The following is a 23,905-nucleotide window of genomic DNA, read 5'->3' as shown; positions in this document are numbered from 1 at the left end:
TCGTTCGGCGCGCTGTGCGGCCGATCCTCTGAGCCGTCCTCTGAGCCGATCCGCTGCCCGATCCTCTGAATCGACTGAATCGACCCTCTGAGCTGATCCGCTGAGGCGATCCCCCGAGCCGGTCCGTTGAGGGACGAGCCGGAGAGAGCGAAGCCGCGCCACCCGGTGCGGGCGACGCGGCTTCAGTGCTCGAGTCGAGACGCGACGTCAGCGCTCGACCGGACCGTCAGACCGTCTCGGGAAGCTCCTCGAGCCCCTCGGAGACCAGCTTGGCCAGCCGGTCCAGGGCGGCGTCCGCGCCCTCGGCGTCGGAGGCCAGGACGACCTCCTCGCCGCCCTGGGCGCCGAGGCCGAGGACGGCCAGCATGGAGGCCGCGTTGACGGGGGTGCCGTCGGCCTTGGCGATCGTCACGGGGACACCTGCGGCCGTGGCGGCCCGGACGAAGATGGAAGCGGGGCGGGCGTGGAGGCCCTCGGCCCAGCCGACGTTGACGCGGCGCTCAGCCATGTGATGCTGCCCTTCGGTGTATCAGGGTTGTCTAGACCAGTTTCCCACACGTGGAGCACGCCCCGGAGCGGCACGGTGTCCCGTCCCGGAATGCGTCGGACCGCGGCCTCGGTCCGATGGGTTTCCTCGCGCGGTTCCTCCACAGACTGCCTCGCGCCGTTGTCGGACGCTAGCCGTACTCTGGGCCCCATGCAGACCTCGTCGGACCGGCATGAGTATCCCGCCCACTGGGAGGCCGACGTGGTGCTGCGCGACGGCGGCACGGCCCGGATCCGCCCCATCACCGCCCAGGACGCCGACCGCTTGGTCAGCTTCTACGAGCAGGTCTCGGACGAGTCCAAGTACTACCGCTTCTTCGCGCCCTATCCGCGTCTGTCCGCGAAGGACGTCCACCGCTTCACGCACCACGACTTTGTGGACAGGGTGGGACTCGCGGCCACGATCGGCGGCGAGTTCATCGCCACCGTACGCTATGACCGCGTCGGCGCCGGTGGTGTGCCGGCCTCCGCGCCGGCCGACGAGGCGGAAGTCGCCTTCCTGGTGCAGGACGCCCACCAGGGGCGAGGAGTCGCCTCGGCCCTCCTGGAACACATCGCGGCCGTCGCCCGCGAGCGCGGCATCCGCCGCTTCACCGCCGAGGTGCTGCCGGCCAACACCAAGATGATCAAGGTGTTCACCGACGCCGGGTACACCCAGAAGCGCAGCTTCGAGGACGGCGTCGTGCACCTGGAGTTCGGCATCGAGCCCACGGACCGCTCCCTCGCCGTGCAGCGCGCGCGGGAACAGCGCGCCGAGGGGCGGTCGGTACGCCGCCTGCTGGTGCCCGGCTCGGTCGCCGTCATCGGGGTGGGCCGCACCCGCGGGGGCGTGGGCCGCAGCGTCCTGGACCACATCCGCGAGGCGGGCTTCACCGGCCGGCTGCACGCCGTGAACCGCGCCTTCGGCGAGGACCGGCAGGAGATCGACGGAGTGCCCGCCCACCGCTCGGTGCGGGAGATCGAAGGACCAGTGGACCTCGCCGTCGTGGCCGTACCGGCCGAGCAGGTCCCCGCGGTCGTCACCGAGTGCGGCGAGCACGGTGTGCAGGGGCTCGTCGTGATCTCCGCCGGATACGCGGAGAGCGGACCCGAGGGGCGCGAGCGCCAGCGCGCACTCGTGCGGCACGCGCGCGCGTACGGCATGCGCATCATCGGGCCCAACGCCTTCGGGGTCATCAACACCTCACCGGACGTCCGGCTGAACGCCTCCCTCGCCCCCGAGATGCCGCGTCCCGGCCGCATCGGGATGTTCGCGCAGTCCGGGGCGATCGGCATCGCGCTGCTGTCCCGGCTGCACCGGCGCGGCGGCGGCGTGACCGGTGTCACAGGAGTGTCGACCTTCGTCTCGTCCGGCAACCGGGCGGACGTCTCCGGCAACGACGTCCTCCAGTACTGGTACGACGACCCCCACACCGACGTCGCCCTGATGTACCTGGAGTCCATCGGCAACCCGCGCAAGTTCACCCGGCTCGCCCGGCGCACGGCGGCGGCGAAGCCTCTGGTCGTGGTGCAGGGGCCCGGATCCGCCCCCCAGGGGCACACCGTACGGGCGACGAGGCTGCCGCACGCGACGGTCTCGGCCCTGCTGCGGCAGGCGGGCGTGATCCGCGTGGACACCATCACGGAACTGGTGGACACGGGGCTGCTGCTCGCCCGGCAGCCGCTCCCGCCCGGCCCGAGGGTGGCGATCCTGGGCAACTCCGAGTCGCTGGGCGTACTGACGTACGACCGCTGTCTCGCCGAGGGGCTGCGCCCGCAGCCGCCGCAGGACCTGACGACGGCGGCGTCCGCGGAGGACTTCCGGTCGGCGCTGTCGCGGGCGCTCGCCGACGAGACGACCGACGCGGTGGTCGTGACCGCGATACCCGCGGTGGGGGAGGGCGCCCCCGAGGACGCGGCGCTCGCCGAGGCCCTCCGCTCCGCCGCGGAGGCGACGCCCGGCAAGCCGGTCCTGGTCGTCCACGTCGAACTCGGCGGCCTCGCGGAGGCCCTCTCGGCGGCAGCCAGCACGGGCCCGCAGGCCGGCGCGCCCGGCACGCCCCCCGAACGCGGCACAACCCCTCAGCCCGGTACGGGCGCGCAGTCCGGCACAGCCTCTCAGCCCGGTACGGGCGCGCAGTCCGGCACAGCCTCTCAGCCCGGCACGGGCGCGCAGTCCGGCACAGCCTCTCAGCCCGGCGCGAGCGCGCAGTCCGGCACAACCTCCCCGCCCGGCACAACCTCCCCGCCCGGCACAACCTCCCCGCCCGGCGCGAGCGTGCAGCCCGGGCGCGCGTCCCGGCCCAGCGGGGACGTGCGGCCCGCGACGGCGTCCCGGCCCGCCCCGGGGCGTCGGCCCGGGAAAGAACCGTGGTTCGGTTCCGCCCCCCTGGACCACCTCGACCCCGAAACCTGCACGGGACCGAAAGCAGGCGCGCACCCGCAGCCAGGTCCGGCCCCCCGGAGAGCGCCCACGGCGGCCACCGGAACCACGCCCGCCGTCACACCGGCGGCGCCGCCCTCCGGCGGCCCCTCCGCCACGGCTTCAGCAGCGGAGCCCGGTCCCGCGCGCCCCGGAGCGCGCTCCCTGCTCATCCCCGCCTACCCCGCCGCCGAGCGCGCCGTCCGGGCCCTCGCCGAGGCCGTCAGGTACGGCCAGTGGCGCCGGGAGGCCGCCGACCCGGGCAAGGTGCCGGAGTACGAGGACATCGACGAGAAGGGCGCCGCCGCCCTCATCCACGGGCTGCTCGCGCGCGGGCAGGGCCTCACGCTCGGCACCGAGGAGACCTGCGAGCTGCTCGGCCGCTACGGCATCCACGTCCGCCGGGCCATCCCCGCGCCGACCGCCGACACCGCCGCCGAGGCCGCCCGGGCCCTCGGCTACCCCGTCGCCCTGAAGGCCACCGCCCCGCACCTGCGTCACCGCGCCGACCTCGGTGGCGTCCGGCTGGACCTGGCCGACGAGGAGCAACTGCGCAGGGCCTACGCCGAGTTGACCGAGCTGTTCGGGAAGCCGGAGGAGCTGCGTCCGGTGGTGCAGACGATGGCGCCCCGGGGCGTCGACACGGTCGTACGGGCGGTCATCGACCCGGCGGCCGGCGCCGTGCTCTCCTTCGGGCTCGCCGGAGCCGCCTCCCAGCTGCTCGACGACATGGCGCACCGGCTGGTCCCGGTCACCGGCCGCGAGGCCACCTCCATGATCCGTTCCATCCGGACCGCCCCCCTGCTGTTCGGCTGGCGCGGTTCCGCGCCGGTCGACACACCGGCCCTGGGGGAGCTGCTGCTGCGCGTGTCGCGGCTGGTCGACGACCACCCGGAGGTCGTCGCGGTCACCCTGGAGCCGGTCGTCGTCGCCCCGCGCGGGGTGAGCGTCCTCGGCGCGAGCGTCCGCCTCGCGCCGCCGCCCGCCCGCGACGACCTCGGCCCGCGCACGCTCCCGGCGTACTGAGCGGGGCTCAGGGCTCGGACTCGGGACACGGGGCTCGGGATCCGGGGTGCGGAGCGGGTTTCGCGGTACTGAGCGGTGCCTCGCAGTCAGTGCGCCCCCGTAGGATGGACGGCATGGCCAAGACCAGTACGACGACCCAGGGGCTGCGGGCGGCGATCGAACGCAGCGGTTACTACCCGGCTCTCGTGGCCGAGGCGGTGGAGGCCGCCGTGGGCGGCGAGCCCATCCGGTCGTACCTGGTCCACCAGGAGACCACCTTCGACCAGAACGAGGTGCGCCGGCATGTGACGGTGCTGGTCCTCACCGGCAACCGCTTCATCGTCAGCCACACCGACGAGCAGGCCGCCGACAGCACCTCCCCGACGCCGTACGCCACGACGTCCACCGAGTCGGTCAAGCTCGGCCGGATCTCGTCGGTCGTGGTCAGCCGGGTGGTGGCCAACCCGGAGCAGTACACGCCGGGCACCCTGCCCCGCGAGATCGTGCTCACCATCGGCTGGGGCGCGGTCTCCCGCATCGACCTGGAACCCGCCGCCTGCGGCGACCCCAACTGCGAGGCGGACCACGGCTACACGGGCAACTCGACGGCGGACGATCTGAGCCTGCGCGTGAGCGAGGCCGGGGACGGGCCCGACACGGTGCGCCAGGCCCTGGCCTTCGCCCAGGCCATCTCCGAGGCCACCGCGGACCTGAGCCACTGATGACACAGTCCACCGCCTGGGACCACCCGGAACCTCTGGCCGTAGAGTCCGCACCCGTCCCCGAGTACGGCTCCGGTTCCCTCGCCGACCTGCTGCCCACGCTGGCCGCGGGCATGGGCGTGCCGGACATGACGGCCGCGATCCCCGAGCTGACCCCCGTCGACCGCGCCTGCGTCTTCCTGATCGACGGCCTGGGCTGGCAGCAGCTGCGGGCGCACCCCGAGGACGCGCCGTTCCTCACCTCACTGCTGGGCAGCTCGCGCGGTGGCACCGGACGCCCGCTCACCGCCGGCTACCCCGCCACCACCGCCACCTCCCTCGCCTCCGTGGGCACCGGCCTGCCCCCGGGCGTCCACGGCCTGCCCGGCTACACGGTGCGCAACCCCGCCACCGGCGAGCTGATGAACCAGCTGCGCTGGCAGCCGTACAGCGAGCCGCGCTCCTGGCAGCCGTACCCCACGATCTTCCAGCTGGCCCACCAGGCGGGTGTGCACGCCGCCCAGGTGTCCTCCCCGACGTTCGAGAACACCCCGCTGACGCGGGTCGCGCTCAGCGGCGGAACGTTCCTGGGGCGGCTGACCGGCGAGGACCGCATGGATCTCGCGGCCGAGCAGCTCGCGGCCGGCGACCGCGCGCTCGTCTACACGTACTACTCCGAGCTGGACGGCGCCGGCCACCGCTACGGCGTCGACTCCGACACCTGGCGCGGCCAGCTCATGGCCGTCGACCGGCTGGCCCAGCGCCTGGCCGAGCAGCTGCCGCCGCGCAGCGCGCTGTACATCACCGCCGACCACGGCATGGTCGACATCCCGTTCGACGAGCAGCACCGCATCGACTTCGACGAGGACTGGGAGCTGCGCGCCGGCGTCGCCCTGCTGGGCGGCGAGGGGCGCGCCCGGCACGTGTACGCCGTGCCGGGCGCCGAGGGCGACGTGCTGACCTGCTGGCGCGAGGTGCTGGGCGAGCAGTTCTGGGTGGCCTCCCGCGACGAGGCGGTGGCGGCGGGCTGGTTCGGACCGCGGATCGACGATCGCGTGTACGCGCGGATCGGCGACGTGGTCGCGGCGGCCCGCGACGACGTGCTGCTCATCGCCTCCGAGCGGGAACCGAAGGAGTCGTCGATGGTGGGCAACCACGGTTCGATGACCCCGGCCGAACAGCTGGTCCCCTTGCTCGAAGTTCGCTCCTGAGTCCTTCCCGCGTGTCTCCTCCCGCGCCGCAGTATCCGCCGACCTCACCGAAAGGTGCCCGACCTCCCATGCCCGAGCTGGTGTTCTTCTCCGGAACGATGGACTGCGGGAAGTCGACACTGGCTCTCCAGATCGAGCACAACCGTTCGGCGCGTGGCCTGCAAGGCCTGATCTTCACGCGGGACGACCGCGCGGGCGAGGGCAAGCTGTCCTCACGCCTGGGTCTGGTCACGGACGCGGTCGAGGTCGAGGACGGCATGGATCTGTACGCCTACATCGTCGACCACCTCTCCCAGGGCGGGCGCGCCGACTATGTGATCGCGGACGAGGCGCAGTTCCTGGGGCCGGAGCAGATCGACCAACTCGCACGCGTGGTCGACGACCTGGACGTGGACGTGTACGCCTTCGGTATCACCACCGACTTCCGCACCAAGCTGTTCCCCGGCTCCCAGCGCCTGGTGGAACTCGCCGACCGGGTCGAGGTGCTGCAGGTCGAGGCCCTGTGCTGGTGCGGCTCCCGCGCCACCCACAACGCCCGTACGGTCGGCGGGGTCATGGTCGTCGAGGGCGCCCAGGTGGTCGTCGGTGACGTCAACCGGTCCGCGGACGAGATCGGCTACGAGGTGCTGTGCCGCCGCCACCATCGCCGCCGCATGACGGCCGCCTCGGCCCACGCCGCCGCACTGTCACCGGACGTCCTGCCGGTGTCACCCTCCTGAGGGACTGACCCGGTCAGGGAGAGTGACGGACCCGGCCGACGCGGGTGACGGGCCCGGTCACCGTGCGCCGGAGACCAGGGCGAAGCGTGCGCCCTCGGGGTCCGCGACCATGGCCACGCGGCCGTGGGCGGTGTCCCTGGCGGGCGTCAGGACCTGTCCGCCGAGCGCGGTGAGGCGCTCGGCCGCGTCGTCGGCGTCGGCGACCTCGAAGTACGTCACCCAGTGCGGGCCGCGGTCACGGGGCAGGGCGTGACCCACACCCTGGATCCCGGCGACGGCACGGCCGTCGACGCACAGGGTCACATGGTCGAAGCCGGACCCGGACCCGGAGTCCGCCCCGGCGGCGGTAGCCGGCCGCCGGACCTCGTGACCGAACACCGTCTCGTAGAACTTGGCGACGGTGGCGGTCTCAAAGGTGCGCAGCTCGTTCCAGACGGGTGTTCCGGGGACACCGCCGAGGTCCGTGCCGAGGTGCGCCGCTGCCTGCCACACGCCGAAGACCGCCCCGGAGGGATCGGAGCCGATCGCCAGGCGTCCGGCGTCGCCCGCGTCCAGCGGTCCCACGCCGATCGTGCCGCCGCACAGGCGTACCGTTTCGGCCGTCAGATCCACGTCCTCCGAGGCGAGATACGGCGTCCAGACGATGGGCAGATAGCGGTCCGGCGGCAGCTGGCCGATGCCGGCCACCTCCCGGCCGTCCAGCAGGGCCCGCACATAGGGGCCCAGCTGGTGGGGGCCCGGCCGGAACTCCCAGCCGAAGAGTTCCCCGTAGAAGGTCTGGGTCGCGGCCATGCCGTGCACCATCAGGCTCACCCAGCAGGGTGTGCCGGGCGCGTACCGCGCGTGTGCCCGGCGGCTGTCGCCTGCCGACTCCGGTGCCTCGGTCATCGTCACTCTCTTCTCGGCCTCACGATGGCCGCGTCGATTCCGCTCCCCGGACCCAAACCGATGCTTGCCCCGCCCAACAGCGGTTCCCTGCCCGGAGGATGCCCGCTCCGCGGTTTCCCGCCCGTTTCGGTGCGCTTTCCGACAGGTGTCGATCGGCTGTACAGCATGTGGCCGATCCCATACGGGTCGTGACCGGACCTGTCCGGCCGAGCACATTAGTCGGACCTGGACGCGGCGGCCACCCCGTGCGCGAGGATGGTGACCATGAACGCCATCATCTCCGCATCCGACCTGGCGAGCACCCTGGCGGGGCCGAACCCGCCGGTGCTGCTCGACGTCCGCTGGCAGCTCAGCGTGGCCAAGGCGGCCGGCGAGCCGCCCTTCGACGGGCGCGCCGCCTACGAGTCCGGGCACATCCCCGGAGCCGTCTACGTCGACCTGGACCGCGAACTGGCCTCTGCTCCGGGCCCGAACGGCCGTCATCCGCTGCCCGGCGTCGAGGAGTTCGGCGCCGCGATGCGCCGTGCGGGGGTCTTCGCCGGCCGGCCGGTCGTCGTGTACGACGGCGGTCAGGGCTGGGCGGCGGCACGAGCGTGGTGGCTGCTGCGCTGGACGGGGCACCCCGACGTCCGGGTCCTGGACGGCGGGCTGGCCGCCTGGGAGGGGCCGCTGGAGACCGCGGTGCCCGAGCCGGCCGAGGGCGACTTCTCACCGGCGCCGGGCGCCGTGGCGCTGCTCGACGCCGACGGGGCCGCGGCGCTGGCCCGGTCCGGGGTGCTCTTCGACGCGCGCGCGGGGGAGCGGTACCGCGGGGAGGTCGAGCCGATCGACCCGGTGGGCGGCCACATTCCGGGAGCGGTCTCGGCGCCGACGAACGAGAACGTCGGTTCGGACGGGCGCTTCCTGCCCGCGGCGGAACTCCAGGCGCGGTTCAAGGCGCTGGGCGCGGCCGACGGCAAGGACGTGGGTGTCTACTGCGGTTCGGGCGTCTCCGCGGCGCACGAGGCGCTGGCGCTGGCCGTGGCGGGGATCCCGGCGGCCCTGTACGTCGGCTCGTGGTCGGAGTGGTCCGCGGACCCGTCCCGCCCGGTGGCGGTCGGACCGGACCCGCAGTAGCGATCGTCCGGCCCGTCCGGCCCGTCCGGCCCGTCCGACCTGTGCGATCAGACGACCGGACGGCCGGACGGCCGGGCGGCCGGACGGGTCCACGGGCAACAGCGGGAGGGCTGCCCGGCCGTCGGCCGAGCCTGCGTTCGGGCACCCCGAAAGGAGGGTTTCCCGGCCCCGTGGTTGACCGGGTCCGGGTGTGCGGTGTGCTGGGCCGGAGGTGGGTCGTCCGAGGGATGGCCGGACTGGTCGAGGGATGGCCGGACTGGTGTGGCGAGCGGCCAACGAAGGACCCCCGACTGGCGTGCGGGCGCCGGGAGGGGGAGGGGCGCCCGGGCGGGACGTCCTCCTCCTCGTGTCGTGTCGTACGGCGCGCCGCCCGCGCCGCCTGTCGCTGCTCCTACTCCTGCTTCTTGCGGCGGGTGCCGAACACGATCTCGTCCCAGCTCGGGACGGCGGCGCGGCGGCCGGGCCGGACGCCGTCCGCCTCGGCCTGGCGGTCGGTGGCGCCGATGAGCCGGTCGCGGTGGCTGCCGACGGAACGCGGCATGAGCACGTCCGCGTAGGCGGATCCGGCGCCGGCGGAGGCCGCGGGGGCGGGTGGTTCCTCCACCGCCGCCTCCTGGTCGGGTTCCGCCGCGGGTTCCGGCGCGCGCTCGGGCACCACGAGGTCGCCGCGGAAGCTCGGCACCGCCTCCAGCAGGCTGGTCAGCGAGTCGCGTTCGCCCGTGCTCTCCTCGGCCGGCTCCATCGCCTGCGCGGGCAGCGCGGGACGTTCCCGGTCCCTGTCACGGTCCCGGTCGAAGGAGCGGTCGCGCGGCAGCCGGGCGATGCGCGGCACGAACGGGAAGCTCGGCTCCGGGGCCCCGAGGTCGTCGGACTCCCCGATCAGGGCGCGCGCCTCGTCGTCGACGGCCTGCACCAGGCGTCGCGGCGGGTCGTACGTCCAGCTCGCCGAGTGCGGTTCGCCCGCGACCCGGTAGACCAGCAGGACCTCCCAGGTGCCGTCGTCGCGGCGCCAGGAGTCCCACTGGACGGTGTCCTTCTCGGCGCCGCGCAGCAACAGCCGCTCCTGGACGGCCTCGCCGAGCAGCGGGCCGGAGTTCTCGCCGGGGCGGCGGACCGGGGTCTTGCGGGCCCGCTCGGCCATGAAGGCGCGCTCGGCGAGCACGGGGCCCTCGAAGCGCCGCACCCGGTCCACGGGGATGCCGGCGAGCTGGGCGACCTCTTCCGCGGTCGCACCGGCTCGTATACGCGCCTGGATGTCACGGGGGCGGAGATGGCTCTCCACCTCGATCTCGATCTGGCCGAGGCGAGGACGGTCGCCGCGCACGGCGGCGCGGAGCCGTTCGTCGATCGGAAGCGTGTACTCCGTGCTGTCCGCAGCCTTCAGCACCAGCCGTGTGCCGTCATTGGAGACGGCCACGACACGCAGTTCGGGCATGGGGACCTCCCGGGTGGTGCCTGCCGACGTCACGTGCGTCGCTGCTTCCGCTAGTCGAGTGTGGCCTGCCCGGGTGCAGCCTGCCACAACCTTGCCGAGTTGCCCGGCGTGTCGGGCGCGGGCCCTGGATCGCCGTTATGGCACGGTTACCTGTTCACAACGCTCAGTGACCAACTCCGTCACCCTGTGCAACCAGCCCCCTCCCGGCGGTCCAGCAAGGCCCCGGACACCCTGGCGGGAGACCGGACCCAGGGCTCGCAACAGTACTCCATTTGGACCACGTGCGTGGATTGGCGCGCCGCCCAACTTCTGGCAAGGGACGGGACTTGGTCCTCCCTGACCGGTTTCATCGATCATGAACGTGGCGTACTTCACGTAATCGCCAGAAACGGAACTAACGGTTTCGTCCGTACGTCCCTTTCTCGTGCAGTCGGCCGATCGCGTCCCGAAGGTTCGGCTGTGCTCGATCATGTACGGGAGAGGCAGGCAAGGTCCGGGTATGCGTGAAAGGCCCGACAACGGTGGCGTGCGGAGCGCGGGTGAGGGGGTGACGAAGAGGAAGCGGATCGACCTGAACGTGCCTCAGGTCGCGGGCAGCGCCGTCGCGGCGGTGGTGGCCGCGAAGCTGGCCTCCTACTTCGGCGTCTACGGCACGATCCTCGGGGCCGGTGTCGTCAGTGTCATCGCCACCTGCGGCGGCTCGGTCTTCCAGCACTTCTTCCGGCGTACCGGCGAACACCTGCGCGACGCGACGGCCGTCGCCTCCAGGCCGGTCCCGGCGTCCGTCCCCGGCGGCCCGACACCGCCGCCCCCGGGGGAGTTCACGCCCGGCACCGTCTACCGGGCCCGCGTCAGGAACTGGAAGCGGCCCGTGGTCGCCGCCGCCCTTGTCTTCGGGGTCACCATGGCCGGCATCACCGCGTACGAACTGGTGTCGGGCGACAGCTTCAGCGGCGGGAAGGGCACGACGGTCGGTGACGCCGTGACCGGCCGGCGCGCACCGTCCTCCCCGTCCGGCCCGGCCGGGGACCGGACGCCGGTTCCGTCCGACTCGCGGACCGCGCCGGCCGGGACCGGTGAGGGGACGTCCCCGCGCGGGGACGGTTCCGGCGGCGGAGACGGCGATACGGCGGTGAGCCCGGCGCCGACCTCGGACGCCACCGGAGGCACCGGCACGGGCGCCGGCAGCGGCGGCGAGAGCACCGGCACCCCGGAGACGGGGAGCACGGCCGGAACCGATGCCCCGGACCCGGCGCCCAGCGCGTCCGCTACGACCCCAGCACCCTCCGCAAGTAGTCGTTCTGGAACAGGCGTTCAGGATCCAGCCGGTCCCGCAGCGCCGTGAACTCGCCGAAGCGCGGATAGACCCCGGCGAGGTACTCCGCGTCCCTGGTGTGGACCTTGCCCCAGTGCGGCCTGCCCTCGTGCGCGGTGAAGATCCGCTCCGCGGTGGTGAAGTACCGCTGGTAGGGGGTGCCCCGGAACATGTGGACCGCGACGTACGCGCTCTCCCGGCCCGAGGCGGTGGACAGGGTGATGTCGTCGGCGGGCGCGGTGCGCACCTCCACCGGGAAGCTCACCCGCAGACCGGAACGGTCCACCATCTCCTTCAGCTCGCGCAGGGTGTCGGGCAGGGCCGCACGCGGGACGGCGTACTCCATCTCCACGAACCGCACCCGGCGCGGGGAGGTGAAGACCTTGTAGGGGATGTCGGTGTACGTCCGCGCGGACAGCGCCCGGCTGGAGACCCGGGCGATCGCGGGGATGGTGGCGGGCGCCGCGCGGCCCACCCAGTTGGCGACCTGGAAGGCGCCGTTGGAGAGGAACTCGTCCTCGAACCAGCCCGCCAGCTGCCCCACCGGTGCCTCCGGGCCGGCACTGCGGTTGTTGCGCTTGGTGTTGGTGCTGCCGGTGTGCGGGAACCAGTAGAACTCGAAGTGCTCGTTCTCCGCCCAGAGCTGGTCGAACTCGGCGAGCACCTTCTCCAGGGGCATCGGCTCCTCGCGGGCGGTGAGCAGGAAGAGCGGCTCGACGGCGAAGGTGATCGCCGTGACGATGCCCAGCGCGCCCAGGCCGATCCGCGCGGCCGCGAAGACCGCGCGCTCCTCTTCGGTCCCCTCGTCGGAGCAGGAGAGCACCGAGCCGTCCGCCGTGACCAGCTCCAGGCCCTTGATCTGGGCGGCGATCGACGCGGACTCCCGGCCGGTGCCGTGGGTGCCGGTGCTGATCGCCCCGGACACCGTCTGCTCCATGATGTCGCCCATGTTGGTGAGGGACAGGCCCTCGCGCGCGAGTGCCATGTTGAGCCTCTTGAGCGGCGTGCCGGCCTCCACCGTGACCGTCATGGCGTCGCGGTCGATGGTGCGGATGCCCGTCAACAGGTGAGGGCGGATCAAGACGCCGTCGGTGGCGGCGATGGACGTGAAGGAGTGCCCGGTGCCGACGGCCTTCACCTTCAGGCCGTCCTCGGCGGCCCGCCGGACCGCCGCCGCCAGTTCCTCGACCGAGGCGGGCGCGACCTCCCGCGCGGGACGGGCACCGACGTTGCCGCCCCAGTTACGCCACGTGCCGTTCTTCGCGCTCGCTGTGCTGCTCAACGGAGCCTCCCCGACCCGGAGCCGGCCTGCTGAGCCGGCGGTACCCGAGGAAACCCACCGCGACCGCGACGGCCCCGGACACCGCCGGCACCCCGTACCCGGCCCGCGCGCCGGCCGCGTCGATCACCCAGCCGGCCACCGACGAACCGAACGCGACCCCGACCGCGAGGCCGGTGCTCACCCAGGTCATGCCCTCGGTCAGGTGCGCGCGTGGTACGTGCTCCTCGACGAGGGCCATCGTCGTGATCATGGTGGGAGCGACGGACAGGCCCGCGACGAACAGCGCCACGGCCAGAAACAGCAGGTTTCCGACCAGTAGGAGGGGGATCATACTCACGGCCATCGCACATATGCCCAGCACCCAGCGGCGGGCGGGCGCCCCGGACGGCCGCAGCAGGCCGAAGAGCACGCCCGCCGTGCAGGAGCCCGCCGCGTACACCGCGAGCACGACGCTCGCCGCACCCTTGTGCCCCCGCTCGTCGGCGAACGCCACGGTGACCACGTCGACCGCGCCGAAGATCGACCCCGTGGCCACGAACGTGCCCACCAGCACCTGAAGCCCGCGCGAGCGCAGAGCCGAGCCGCCGCTGTGGTGTTCGCGCGGGTGGGGCTTCGGCTCGGTGGCCCCCTGCGAGGTCAGCCAGAAGACCCCCACGGCCAGGAAGCACGCGGCGAGCAGCGGCCCCGCCTCCGGGAACCAGGCCGTGGACAGACCGATGGAGACGATCGGTCCGAAAATGAAGCAGACCTCGTCGACGACCGACTCGAACGAATAGGCGGTGTGCAGTTGCGGGGTCCCCCGGTACAGCGCCGCCCAGCGCGCACGGACCATCGCGCCCAGGGACGGCACCGAACCGATCCCGGCGGCGCACAGGAACAGCACCCAGTCCGGCCACCGGAAGTACGCGGCGAGCAGCAGCCCCGCCGACGCGCTCAGCGCGACCAGCGTGGCCGGCCGCAGCACGCGGCGCTGCCCGTACTGGTCGACGAGCCGCGAGATCTGCGGCCCGAGTCCGGCGGCGGCCAGCGCGATGGTGGCCGACAGCGCGCCCGCCAGCCCGTAGCGCCCGGTGAGCTGGGAGATCATCGTGACCACGCCGATGCCCATCATCGACAGCGGCATGCGGCCGATGAACCCCGCGGCGGAGAAGCCCTTGGAGCCTGGGGCGGCGAACAGGGCGCGGTAGGGGCTGGGCACGGGAGGTCTCCGGGGTGCGGTTAGGCGGGGCTGCGGTAAGGCGCGTAGGTAGCCGATACAGCTTACGGATTCGGCAGCCCCGTCGCACACGCATATGAAACGGCCCCGACGCGCACGCCATGCGGGTCGGGATCCCGGCTGTCAGCCCCGGGTGGCAGGATCGAGACATGCCAGACGCGCTCGATGCCACCCCGTACGACGCCCTGCTCCTGCTCTCGTTCGGCGGCCCGGAGGGGCCGGACGACGTGGTCCCGTTCCTGGAGAACGTGACACGCGGGCGCGGCATCCCGAAGGAACGCCTGAAGGAAGTCGGGCAGCACTACTTCCTGTTCGGCGGGATCAGCCCGATCAACGACCAGAACCGCGCCCTGCTGGACGCCCTCCGCAAGGACTTCGCCGACCACGGCCTGGACCTGCCGGTCTACTGGGGCAACCGCAACTGGGCGCCGTATCTCACCGACACCCTGCGGGACATGGTCCGTGACGGCCGCCGCCGCATCCTGGTCCTGGCCACCAGCGCCTACGCCTCCTACTCGGGCTGCCGCCAGTACCGCGAGAACCTCGCCGACTCGCTGGCCGCCCTGGAGGCCGAGGGCCTGGAGCTGCCCGGGATCGACAAGCTGCGGCACTACTTCAATCATCCCGGCTTCGTCGAACCCATGATCGACGGTGTGCTGGAATCCCTCGCCGACCTCCCCGAGGACGTCCGCGACGGCGCCCACATCGCCTTCACCACCCACTCGATCCCGACCTCGGCGGCCGACACCTCCGGCCCCGCCGGCGACCACGGCGACGGCGGAGCCTACGTCCGCCAGCACCTGGACGTGGCCCGGCTGATCGCCGACGCGGTCCGCGAGCGCACCGGCGTCGACCACCCCTGGCAGCTCGTCTACCAGTCCCGCTCCGGCGCCCCGCACATCCCGTGGCTGGAACCCGACATCTGCGACCACCTGGAGGACCGCCACACCGAAGGCGCCCCCGCGGTCGTCATGGCGCCCATCGGCTTCGTCTCCGACCACATGGAGGTCCTCTACGACCTCGACACGGAGGCCAAGGCCAAGGCCGAGGAGCTGGGCCTGCCGGTGCGCCGCTCGGCCACGGTCGGCGCCGACCCGAGGTTCGCCGCCGCGGTCCGCGACCTGATCCTGGAGCGCGCCGCGGCGGAGCGTGGCCGGAAGGTCACGCCGTGCGCCCTGGGGACCCTCGGGGCGAGCCACGACGTCTGCCCGGTGGGCTGCTGCCCGGCCCGCGCCCCCCGCCCCGCCGCCGCGGGCACCGACAGCCCGTACGCGTGAGGAGCACCGTGACCGACTCCCTGCACACCGAACTGCTCCAGCTCGCCCTCCAGGCCGCCGCGCGCGCGGGCGCGCTGCTCAGGGACGGCCGCCCGGCAGACCTCGCGGTCGCCGCCACCAAGTCCAGCCCGATCGACGTCGTCACCGAGATGGACATCGCCGCCGAGAAGCTGATCACCGGCCTCATCTCCGACCGGCGCCCCGACGACGGCTTCCTCGGCGAGGAGGGCGCCTCCATCGAGGGCACCAGCGGCGTCCGCTGGGTGATCGACCCGCTCGACGGCACGGTGAACTACCTCTACGGCCTGCCCACCTGGGCCGTTTCCATCGCGGCCGAGCAGGACGGCGAACCGGTCGTCGGAGTCGTGACGGCTCCCATGCGCGGCGAGACGTTCCACGCGGTGCGCGGCCGGGGCGCCTGGGCCACCGGTGCCTGGGCCGGGGAGCGCAAGCTGGCCTGCCGCCCCGCACCGCCCCTGGACCAGGCCCTGATCTCCACCGGCTTCAACTACGTCGCCGAGGTCCGCGCCCACCAGGCCGACGTCGCCCGCCGCCTGATCCCGCTGGTGCGCGACATCCGGCGCGGCGGCTCGGCCGCGATCGACCTGTGCGACGTGGCGGTGGGCCGCCTCGACGGCTACTACGAGCGCGGCCTGAACCCCTGGGACTACTCCGCGGGCGACCTGATCGCCCGCGAGGCCGGCGCCCGCACCGGCGGCCGCCCCGGAGAACGCCTGTCCCGCGGCCTGACGGTCGCGGCGAGTCCGGGGGTCTTCGAGCCCCTCCAGAACCTCCTGGAGGACTTCGGCGCCTGGCACGACGGGCACGGCGGCGTCTAGGCGGCTCGTTCGCCCACGGGGCGCCCAGGCCCCCACGGCGCTCCCGCAGCGCGAGCACAACGGGACCCCCGGCGTCGAACGCCGGGGGTCCCGTTCGTGTGCGGTCGCTCGACCACACGCGGATCAGACGCCGGACACGCCGACCTCCACACCGTGTTCGGCGGCGAGGCGGCGCAGGTCGTCGAGTTCGCCCAGCTCCACCTCGACGAGGAAGTCGTCGCCCTCGTCACGAGCCCGCGTCAGGTCGGACTCGGTCGCCTTTATGCGCTGCAGAAGTCCTGCGGTGAATGCGTCCATGCTGCGCCCCCTCGTCCTGGGTCGTGGGTCGGTGGCACGGGGGTGTGCCGTTCGGAAGGGACGATCACGTCTCCAGTAGGTGCCCAGCGCTGCCCCTGCTGGGCGGCGACGGTGCCGGACACCCACGCCCACTCTGCGGAAGCCGATCGCGGGGTACCGCATGGTCGTGCGGCACATGCAGAGCGTGATCGCGGGGTGTAAAGCCGTCCTCCCCCGGCTCCCTCCCGCGGAAACCTGAACCACGGAAGAAACTTCGGCATTCCCGGACCCTTCATCCCTCTCGCGCCCGGCCCTCACGCCCCGCACGCCCGGTCCGCGGGCCGCCGTCTCCCCGGCTTACAGCCGACTTATGGCCGAAAAGGGCAGGATGGAGGCACACACCCATGAAGGCCCCTGCCCGCGTGCGCCCGAGCGGCGTCACGCGGGTGGACACAGGAAGGACAAGCGACGTGCGCGTACTCGTCGTCGAGGACGAGCAGCTGCTCGCCGATGCGGTGGCCACCGGACTGCGCCGGGAGGCCATGGCCGTCGACGTCGTGTACGACGGTGCGGCCGCCCTGGAGCGCATCGGCGTCAACGACTACGACGTGGTCGTCCTCGACCGCGACCTCCCGCTGGTGCACGGCGACGACGTCTGCCGCAAGATCGTCGAGCTCGGCATGCCCACGCGCGTGCTGATGCTCACCGCGTCGGGCGACGTCAGCGACCGGGTGGAGGGCCTGGAGATCGGCGCCGACGACTACCTGCCCAAGCCGTTCGCGTTCAGCGAGCTCACGGCACGCGTGCGTGCCCTCGGCCGGCGCACCAGCGTGCCCCTGCCGCCCGTTCTGGAGCGGGCCGGGATCAAGCTGGACCCCAACCGCCGCGAGGTCTTCCGCGACGGCAGGGAGGTCCAGCTGGCGCCGAAGGAGTTCGCCGTTCTGGAGGTCCTCATGCGCAGCGAGGGCGCGGTCGTCTCGGCCGAGCAGCTGCTGGAGAAGGCCTGGGACGAGAACACGGACCCGTTCACCAACGTCGTGCGCGTCACCGTGATGACCCTGCGCCGCAAGCTGGGCGAGCCCCCGGTGATCGTCACCGTGCCCGGCTCCGGCTACCGGATCTGATCCGCCGTGGCCGCGACACCCGCGCCGCCCCAGGCGCCCCCCAAGCCCACGTGGGACCCCAGAAGGCCGGAGCCGCCCTTTCCGTGGCTGCGCCCCACCATCCGGATACGGCTGACGCTGCTGTACGGCGGCATGTTCCTGATCGCGGGCATCCTGCTGCTGTCGATCATCTACCTGCTGGCCGCCCAGGCGCTCAATGCAGGCAGCGAGCTGCCCTTCAAGATCGTCGAGGGCAGTGTCACCAGTTCGATCTGCAATTTCCCGGACAAGGCCTCGCCCAGCGAGTTCAACAGCGCCATGAACGCGTGTGTGAACCAGCAGCGTCAGCACGCCCTGGACGACCTGCTGAGCCGCTCGCTGCTCGCCCTGCTGGGACTCGCGGTGATCGCCTTCGCCTTCGGCTACGCCATGGCGGGCCGCGTCCTGTCGCCGCTCGGCCGGATCACCCGGACCGCCCGCGCGGTGGCCGGCTCCGACCTGTCCCGGCGGATCGAGCTGGACGGCCCGGACGACGAGCTGAAGGAGCTCGCGGACACGTTCGACGACATGCTGGAGCGGCTGCAGCGGGCCTTCACCGCCCAGCAGCGCTTCGTCGGCAACGCGTCGCACGAGCTGCGCACACCGCTGGCGATCAACCGCACCCTCCTGGAAGTGCATCTGTCCGACCCGAACGCCCCGGTGGAGCTCCAGCAGCTCGGCAAGACGCTGCTGGCCACCAACGAGCGCAGCGAGCAGCTCGTCGAAGGCCTGCTACTGCTCGCACGCAGCGACAACCAGATCGTCGAGCGCAAGCCGGTGGACCTGGCCGAGGTGGCCACGCAGGCCATCGATCAGGTGCACGGGGAGGCGCAGGCCAAGGGTGTCGAGATCCGCGGCGCGCGCAAGCCCGCCGTGGTCCAGGGCAACGGTGTGCTGCTGGAGCGGATCGCGCTGAACCTGGTGCAGAACGCGGTCCAGTACAACGTGGCGGAAGAGGGCTGGGTCGAGGTCGACACGGACGTCGAGCACGGCCAGGCGGTGCTGGTGGTCACGAACACCGGGCCGGTCGTTCCGGCGTACGAGATCGACAACCTCTTCGAGCCGTTCCGACGGCTGCGGACCGAGCGCACCGGCAGTGACAAGGGCGTCGGACTGGGCCTGTCGATCGCGCGCTCGGTGGCGCGGGCGCACGGCGGCCACATCTCGGCCCAGCCACGTGAGGGAGGCGGGCTCGTGATGCGTGTCACCCTGCCGGTCTGAGATCATGGCCCGGCGTTGGCGCCATCCCCGAAGGATGTTCGCTTTGCGCGGAATTTTCGGGCACCCGTGGCGGTCGTCTCCTGTGTGATCGATCACATGCGCGGATTTCCGGCCATCTACTCTGCGTGATCATGAGGAGGGCTGAAAAGCCGGGAAAGTCCGGGTTTTCAAGGGTCCTGATCACGGGAAGTACACGGTGAGACCGCTTTGAACTGCGCCAATCGAACCGTGTACGGTCCCCATCGCCATCCAAGCCGATCACTCTTGAGGAGTCCGGTTGGGTGTCGATTGAGTAACAGACCTTGATGTGAGGCAAAATCTCCGCCTCGAGGCGGGCACAAGTCCGGCCTCTCACGCGTTACGTGCGCTGGAGACACCGCAGACACCCAGAGGGGGAGAGCGACATGGCAACCGATTACGACACCCCACGCAAGACCGACGACGACGTCGACTCGGACAGCCTGGAAGAGCTGAAGGCTCGGCGGAACGACAAGTCGACCTCCTCCGTGGACGTCGACGAGTTCGAGGCCGCCGAAGGCCTTGAGCTGCCCGGGGCAGACCTCTCCAATGAGGAGCTGGCCGTCCGGGTACTGCCCAAGCAGCAGGACGAGTTCACCTGCATGAGCTGCTTCCTGGTGCACCACCGCAGTCAGCTGGCCCGTGAGAAGAACGGCCAGCCGATCTGCCGCGACTGCGACTGAGGCGGGGTCGGCCGTGACCGGCTCGACCCCTCCTTGGAAGCGCCGCTTCCCCCGCAGGGGAGCGGACTCGGGGCCGCACGACGGCCCCAACGGCGCGCGTGACCACGAGCGAGGCCCTTCCCGTCCGTCCGACCGGACCGATGCCACGGCATCGACGGGATCGGCCTCGCTCGAGCAGGTCCGCGGCGACGACCCCGGCGCCGCGGCGGAAGGGGGCGCGCCCGTCGCCCGACGGCGGGCCGCCGCGATCCGCAGCAGAGCCCGGGAGGCCGCCAGGACCGGCGTCCGCAAGAGCGGGAGCCGCGCCAGGGCGGCACTGGGCCACCTCGCCGACCGCATCATCGACATCGCCCCACGGGTCCCCGTACGCGATCTCGCCACGCTCCGCCGGCAGTTCCCGGGTCTCGGGCCCGAGCAGCTCGCGGACAGGCTGGTGGCGGGAGCGGCCAACGGGACCTCGACGATCGGAGCGGGGATCGGCGCCGCCGCGATGCTGCCGGTGCCGCCCGCGATGCCGACCGAACTGGCCACGGAGATCACCGGAGTCGCGGCGATCGAGCTCAAGCTGATCGCCGAACTCCACGAGGTGTACGGGGTGCGGCCCCCCGGCAACCTGAAGGTCCGCAGTACCGCGTATCTGTCCTCCTGGTCGGGGGAGCGCGGGATCGACGCGATGAAGCCGTCGACGATCGACACGGCCCTCGGTGGCCACATGAAGCGTCAGCTGCGCCAGCAGATCATGAAGCGCATGGTGCGGGACCTGCCGAACCTGATGCCGTTCCTGGTGGGCGCGGCCGTCGGCGCCGTCATCAACCGGCGCGACACCAAGAAGCTCGCGGCCCGCGTCCGCGCGGACCTGCGCAAGATCCAGGTCCCCTGGGACGACCTGACCGCGCTGCCGCCCCTGGAGACTCCCGAGAACCCGCTGCCGGTGGCGGGCACCACCGGAACCACTCAGGACGCCACCGGGACCGGTGACGACGCGAGCGGGACCGGCGACGACGCCACGGGAGACGGCGAGCACCGCCGGCGCTGAATCACGCCCTGCGCGCCCCCGGCGCGCCCACGGTGCGCCTCCGGCGAGGACCTCTGACGAGGACCCGGCCGGGACCCGGCGAGGCCGCCTACGCGGCCCCGGGCGCCGCCGCCCGCGCCGCCCGCAGGGCCTCCGCCAGGCGCTGCGGCTCACGCGTCGACAGGTACAGGTACGGCGTCGGGTCGTCCGGGTCGGTGACCTCCACGCGCAGCGCGGTGGGGATGTAGGCGCGCAGCAGCAGGAAGGCGCGGGTGTCCGCCTTGTGGGTGCGCCAGGCGCGTGCCTCCTCCGCGTCCAGGATCTCCGCCTCGCCCAGCGCCGTGACCGGCACCTTCGCCTCGCCCGCGATCAGCGAGCCGCCCACGACACGAATGCGTACGGAGCCGTAGGAGCTGGCCGTGATCGCCGCGACGGCGGTGCCGCCGACCAGGCCGCCGAGCATCGGCAGCGTGCCGAAGGGGAGCAGGATCAGGGCACACGAGACACCGACGAGGAAGCTGATCAGCCACCAGGAGCGGGGCGCGGTGAGACGTTCTTCGTACGGCTGGGCGGAGAGCTGCATGAAGCTAGCTTGGCACGATGTCGGCGACGGCTTCGGGCGCGGGTAAGGTCTGCGCCTGTGAGTGGTAGTTCCGCAGCTCTTCAGCCCCCCGCCGACGCCGTGCGACCCGTGCGGCATCCCGACGCCCCCGCGCCCGGCGAACTCCTCGGCGCGCACTACGGCGAGTGTTTCGGGTGTGGCGGTCTGCAGCCGCACGGGCTGCACCTCCAGGCCCGGGCCGGGGACGGCGTCAGCATCACCGCCGAGTTCACCGTGCAGCCCGCCCACCAGGGCGCGCCGGGCCTCGCCCACGGCGGGGTCCTCGCGACCGCCCTGGACGAGACGCTGGGCTCGCTGAACTGGCTGCTGCGGACCATCGCCGTCACCGGACGGCTGGAGACCGACTTCGTGCGGCCGGTGCCCGTCGGCACCACGCTGTATCTGGAGGCCGAGGTCACCGCGGTGGCGGGCCGGAAGATCTACTCGAGGGCCACCGGCCGCGTCGGCGGCCCGAAGGGGCCGGTCGCGGTCCGCGCGGAGGCCCTGTTCATCGAGGTGAAGGTCGATCACTTCGTCCAGCACGGCCGCGAGGCGGAGATCCAGGCCGCCATGAACGACCCGGACCAGGTGCGCCGGGCCCGCGCCTTCGAGGTGAACCCGTGAGCCCTGTGAGTCCCGTGAGCCCGGCGAATCCCGGCGGCCGTGACCCCCTGGACGTGCTGATCCGGCGCGTCGACCCCGACGTACCGCTTCCGGCCTACGAGCACCCCGGTGACGCGGGTGCCGATCTGCGCACCACCGTGGCCTGCGAACTGGCGCCCGGGGAGCGGGCCGTACTGCCCACCGGAGTGTCTGTCGCGCTCCCCGAGGGGTACGCGGCCTTCGTGCACCCACGTTCCGGCCTCGCCGCCCGGTGCGGTGTCGCCCTCGTGAATGCCCCGGGGACGGTTGATGCCGGGTACCGTGGGGAGATCAAGGTGATCGTGGTGAATCTCGACCCGCGCGAGTCCGTGCGGTTCGAGCGCTTCGACCGGATTGCCCAACTGGTCGTCCAGCAGGTCGAGAGGGTCCGCTTCCAGGAGGTGGCGGAACTTCCCGACTCGGCGCGGGCCGAGGGGGGCTTCGGGTCCACCGGTGGCCACGCCGCGGTGGACGGCGTGAGCGGCACAAGCGGTCGGGCCGCCATGGGCGGTCAGGCGGGTGGGAATCGATACGCTTCGGTCGTATCCGACCGGGAAGGACAGTGACGTGTTCGGACGTCGCAAGAAGAAGGGTGCCGCCGAGGACGCGGCCGGCGAGGCCGAGCAGGTCGTCGACAGCGTCGACACCGAGGCGGACGAAGCGGAGGAAGAGGCCGAGCGCGAGCGGGTGAGGCTCGAGCCCGAACCGCGGCCCGACGGGCCCTGGGACAGCTCCGAGGTGCGTGACCCGGGCGAGGGCCGGGTGGACCTCGGGGGTCTGTTCGTACCGGGTGTCGACGGCATGGAGCTGCGGGTGGAGGTCGCGGGCGACGCGATCGTCGCGGCGACCGTCGTCCTGCGGGACAGCGCCGTCCAGCTCCAGGCTTTCGCCGCGCCCAAGCGCGAGGGCATCTGGGGCGAGGTGCGCGAGGAGATCGCCACCGGCATCACCCAGCAGGGCGGCATCGTCGACGAGGTCGAAGGACCGCTGGGCTGGGAGCTGCGCGCCCAGGTGCCGGTCCAGCTGCCGGACGGCACCGGCGGCTTCCAGGTCGTACGGTTCGTCGGTGTGGACGGCCCCCGCTGGTTCCTGCGCGGGGTGATCTCGGGACAGGGCGCGGTGCAGCCGCAGGCGGCCGGACTGCTCGAGCAGATCTTCAGGGACACGGTCGTGGTCCGCGGCGAGGGCCCGATGGCACCTCGCGACCCGATCGTCCTGAAGCTGCCGAACGACGCCCAGATGGTGCCCGAGGGCGTCCAGCAGGACGAGGGCCAGTCCCGCTTCGCGGGCGGCATGGGACAACTGCAGCGCGGCCCGGAGATCACCGAGGTGCGCTGAACGGCCACGCGGGGGCCGCACTCCTCGGGGTGCGGCCCTTCGCCGTGTGCGGGGACCGTGCGACGGTCTCCGGGACGAAAGACCTTCGTACGGAACCACCGAGGGGCGCCGTGCGTTGTCGGACCGAGGGATTGAAGGGGCGGGTGCCGGTCGTGATACTGGCGCACGGTCCACGGGGGAGCAGAGCGGGGAGGGCACATGAGCCAGGTCGTCACCGAGACCATGGTGCGCGTCGAGAACGTCCACAAGTCCTACGGGCAGGCGGCGTCCGCCGTGCACGCCCTGCGCGGGGTCTCCTTCGAGGTGCCGCGGGGCGAACTCGTGGCCCTCAAGGGTCGCTCCGGCTCCGGCAAGACCACCCTGCTCAACATCGTGGGCGGCCTCGACGAGCCGGACCGGGGCAGCGTCCACGTCGACGGCCGCGACCTCTCCGAGCTGGGCGAGGACGGGCTGCTCGCCCTCCGCAGGGACCGCATCGGCTTCGTCTTCCAGTCCTTCGGGCTCATCCCCATCCTGACGGCCGCCGAGAACGTCGGGGTGCCGATGCGCCTGCGGCGCGCCGACCCGCGGGAGCGGGAGCAGCGTGTGGAGCTGCTGCTGTCCCTCGTCGGCCTGGCCGACCACGCCAGGCAGCGGCCCGGCGAGCTCTCCGGCGGCCAGCAGCAGCGCGTCGCCATAGCCCGCGCGCTGGCCAACGACCCCGCCCTGCTGATAGCCGACGAGCCGACGGGCCAGCTGGACGCGGAGACCGGCCTCGCCGTGATGGAGCTGCTGCGCGCCGTCGTCCACAGCCAGCAGGTGACCGCCCTCGTCGCCACGCACGACCTGGCCCTCCTGGACCTCGCCGACCGGGTGCTGGAGCTCCGCGACGGCGAGATAGTCGAGCACTGAGCCGCCGGCTCGACCGAGCCCCGCGTCCAGCCGAGTCGCTTCCCCGGGCGTCAGAGTTGCGTCAAAGACGGGTTCCCGTCCCCGCCCGGCACCTTTTGCCGGGATTGATGGCCGTAAGGTCGACGCT

At 72.6% G+C, this 23,905-nt stretch carries 23 protein-coding genes; 16 read left to right on the top strand and 7 right to left on the bottom strand.

Features of this window, described 5'->3' with window-relative positions; all coding sequences use genetic code 11:
- Positions 1–226: 226 nt before the first annotated feature.
- Positions 227–508 (bottom strand): HPr family phosphocarrier protein, encoded by a 282-nt coding sequence (locus ABZ484_RS12390; protein WP_030171859.1) that lies wholly within the window; start codon positions 506–508, stop codon positions 227–229.
- Positions 509–697: 189 nt separating this feature from the next.
- Between ABZ484_RS12390 and ABZ484_RS12385 the strand changes: the two genes are divergently transcribed.
- The 4 genes from ABZ484_RS12385 to ABZ484_RS12370 all read left to right on the top strand — a co-directional run bounded on the left by ABZ484_RS12385 (position 698) and on the right by ABZ484_RS12370 (position 6,583).
- Positions 698–3,973 carry a GNAT family N-acetyltransferase gene (locus ABZ484_RS12385; protein WP_358865838.1) on the top strand — a complete coding sequence of 1,092 codons (3,276 nt, stop codon included), beginning with the start codon at positions 698–700 and terminating at the stop codon, positions 3,971–3,973.
- A 104-nt stretch (positions 3,974–4,077) separates the two neighbouring features.
- Complete coding sequence (locus ABZ484_RS12380; RefSeq protein ID WP_358865849.1) at positions 4,078–4,674, top strand: DUF5998 family protein; 597 nt, start codon at positions 4,078–4,080, stop codon at positions 4,672–4,674.
- Positions 4,674–5,864: a nucleotide pyrophosphatase/phosphodiesterase family protein gene (locus tag ABZ484_RS12375; protein WP_358865837.1), complete on the top strand. Its 1,191-nt coding sequence runs from the start codon at positions 4,674–4,676 to the stop codon at positions 5,862–5,864. Before ABZ484_RS12380 ends, ABZ484_RS12375 begins: the two co-directional genes overlap by 1 nt.
- 68 nt (positions 5,865–5,932) lie before the next feature.
- Entirely contained in the window at positions 5,933–6,583 is a 651-nt protein-coding gene (locus tag ABZ484_RS12370; RefSeq protein WP_358865836.1) for a thymidine kinase, read from the top strand.
- Positions 6,584–6,640: 57 nt separating this feature from the next.
- Here the strand turns inward: ABZ484_RS12370 and ABZ484_RS12365 are convergent, their stop codons facing one another.
- On the bottom strand, positions 6,641–7,471 hold the full coding sequence (locus ABZ484_RS12365) for a VOC family protein (protein WP_358865835.1): 831 nt from the start codon (positions 7,469–7,471) through the stop codon (positions 6,641–6,643).
- Between the two features lie 264 nt (positions 7,472–7,735).
- Between ABZ484_RS12365 and ABZ484_RS12360 the strand changes: the two genes are divergently transcribed.
- A complete protein-coding gene (locus ABZ484_RS12360) occupies positions 7,736–8,587 on the top strand; it encodes a sulfurtransferase (protein ID WP_358865834.1) in 852 nt (283 codons plus the stop codon).
- A gap of 391 nt (positions 8,588–8,978) precedes the next feature.
- Here ABZ484_RS12360 and sepH read toward each other — a convergent pair whose 3' ends face one another.
- Positions 8,979–10,022 carry a septation protein SepH gene (sepH, locus tag ABZ484_RS12355; protein ID WP_358865833.1) on the bottom strand — a complete coding sequence of 348 codons (1,044 nt, stop codon included), beginning with the start codon at positions 10,020–10,022 and terminating at the stop codon, positions 8,979–8,981.
- 499 nt (positions 10,023–10,521) lie between these two features.
- Between sepH and ABZ484_RS12350 the strand changes: the two genes are divergently transcribed.
- Positions 10,522–11,367: a hypothetical protein gene (locus ABZ484_RS12350; RefSeq protein ID WP_358865832.1), complete on the top strand. Its 846-nt coding sequence runs from the start codon at positions 10,522–10,524 to the stop codon at positions 11,365–11,367.
- Here ABZ484_RS12350 and ABZ484_RS12345 read toward each other — a convergent pair.
- Both ABZ484_RS12345 and ABZ484_RS12340 read right to left on the bottom strand, forming a co-directional pair.
- The gene (locus ABZ484_RS12345; protein WP_358865831.1) at positions 11,291–12,619 is read right to left on the bottom strand and encodes a D-arabinono-1,4-lactone oxidase; all 1,329 of its coding nucleotides are present in this window, start codon (positions 12,617–12,619) and stop codon (positions 11,291–11,293) included. The genes ABZ484_RS12350 and ABZ484_RS12345 overlap by 77 nt on opposite strands.
- Positions 12,579–13,817 (bottom strand): MFS transporter, encoded by a 1,239-nt coding sequence (locus tag ABZ484_RS12340; protein ID WP_358865830.1) that lies wholly within the window; start codon positions 13,815–13,817, stop codon positions 12,579–12,581. Before ABZ484_RS12340 ends, ABZ484_RS12345 begins: the two co-directional genes overlap by 41 nt.
- Positions 13,818–13,984: 167 nt before the next feature.
- On the opposite strand from ABZ484_RS12340, the gene ABZ484_RS12335 reads away from it, so the two are divergent.
- The gene (locus ABZ484_RS12335; protein ID WP_358865829.1) at positions 13,985–15,112 is read left to right on the top strand and encodes a ferrochelatase; all 1,128 of its coding nucleotides are present in this window, start codon (positions 13,985–13,987) and stop codon (positions 15,110–15,112) included.
- A gap of 8 nt (positions 15,113–15,120) precedes the next feature.
- On the top strand, positions 15,121–15,951 hold the full coding sequence (locus ABZ484_RS12330; protein ID WP_358865828.1) for an inositol monophosphatase family protein: 831 nt from the start codon (positions 15,121–15,123) through the stop codon (positions 15,949–15,951).
- A 123-nt stretch (positions 15,952–16,074) separates the two neighbouring features.
- Here the strand turns inward: ABZ484_RS12330 and ABZ484_RS12325 are convergent, their stop codons facing one another.
- On the bottom strand, positions 16,075–16,248 hold the full coding sequence (locus ABZ484_RS12325; protein WP_181446635.1) for a hypothetical protein: 174 nt from the start codon (positions 16,246–16,248) through the stop codon (positions 16,075–16,077).
- A gap of 449 nt (positions 16,249–16,697) precedes the next feature.
- Between ABZ484_RS12325 and ABZ484_RS12320 the strand changes: the two genes are divergently transcribed.
- The 4 genes from ABZ484_RS12320 (at position 16,698) to ABZ484_RS12305 (ending at position 20,327) form a co-directional block, all read left to right on the top strand.
- The gene (locus ABZ484_RS12320; RefSeq protein ID WP_028424348.1) at positions 16,698–17,351 is read left to right on the top strand and encodes a response regulator transcription factor; all 654 of its coding nucleotides are present in this window, start codon (positions 16,698–16,700) and stop codon (positions 17,349–17,351) included.
- 6 nt (positions 17,352–17,357) lie between these two features.
- Complete coding sequence (locus ABZ484_RS12315) at positions 17,358–18,590, top strand: HAMP domain-containing sensor histidine kinase (RefSeq protein ID WP_358865827.1); 1,233 nt, start codon at positions 17,358–17,360, stop codon at positions 18,588–18,590.
- A 404-nt stretch (positions 18,591–18,994) separates the two neighbouring features.
- Positions 18,995–19,291 carry a DUF4193 domain-containing protein gene (locus ABZ484_RS12310; protein ID WP_003997302.1) on the top strand — a complete coding sequence of 99 codons (297 nt, stop codon included), beginning with the start codon at positions 18,995–18,997 and terminating at the stop codon, positions 19,289–19,291.
- Positions 19,292–19,304: 13 nt separating this feature from the next.
- Complete coding sequence (locus tag ABZ484_RS12305; RefSeq protein ID WP_358865826.1) at positions 19,305–20,327, top strand: hypothetical protein; 1,023 nt, start codon at positions 19,305–19,307, stop codon at positions 20,325–20,327.
- 88 nt (positions 20,328–20,415) lie between these two features.
- Here the strand turns inward: ABZ484_RS12305 and ABZ484_RS12300 are convergent, their stop codons facing one another.
- The gene (locus tag ABZ484_RS12300; RefSeq protein WP_358865825.1) at positions 20,416–20,889 is read right to left on the bottom strand and encodes a DUF3093 domain-containing protein; all 474 of its coding nucleotides are present in this window, start codon (positions 20,887–20,889) and stop codon (positions 20,416–20,418) included.
- 57 nt (positions 20,890–20,946) lie between these two features.
- Here ABZ484_RS12300 and ABZ484_RS12295 point away from each other — a divergent pair, with 57 nt between their 5' ends.
- The 4 genes from ABZ484_RS12295 (at position 20,947) to ABZ484_RS12280 (ending at position 23,778) form a co-directional block, all read left to right on the top strand.
- Complete coding sequence (locus ABZ484_RS12295; RefSeq protein WP_358865824.1) at positions 20,947–21,531, top strand: PaaI family thioesterase; 585 nt, start codon at positions 20,947–20,949, stop codon at positions 21,529–21,531.
- Between the two features lie 5 nt (positions 21,532–21,536).
- Positions 21,537–22,115 carry a dUTP diphosphatase gene (gene dut / locus ABZ484_RS12290; protein WP_358865848.1) on the top strand — a complete coding sequence of 193 codons (579 nt, stop codon included), beginning with the start codon at positions 21,537–21,539 and terminating at the stop codon, positions 22,113–22,115.
- A gap of 1 nt (position 22,116) precedes the next feature.
- The gene (locus ABZ484_RS12285) at positions 22,117–22,887 is read left to right on the top strand and encodes a DUF3710 domain-containing protein (protein ID WP_358865823.1); all 771 of its coding nucleotides are present in this window, start codon (positions 22,117–22,119) and stop codon (positions 22,885–22,887) included.
- A gap of 198 nt (positions 22,888–23,085) precedes the next feature.
- A complete protein-coding gene (locus ABZ484_RS12280) occupies positions 23,086–23,778 on the top strand; it encodes an ABC transporter ATP-binding protein (RefSeq protein ID WP_358865822.1) in 693 nt (230 codons plus the stop codon).
- Positions 23,779–23,905: the final 127 nt, after the last annotated feature.

It is taken from the genome of Streptomyces sp. NPDC006393, assembly GCF_040628575.1.
GTDB lineage: Bacteria > Actinomycetota > Actinomycetes > Streptomycetales > Streptomycetaceae > Streptomyces.
Note: the sequence above shows the minus strand (reverse complement) of the source record. Positions and strands in the feature narration are given on the sequence as shown.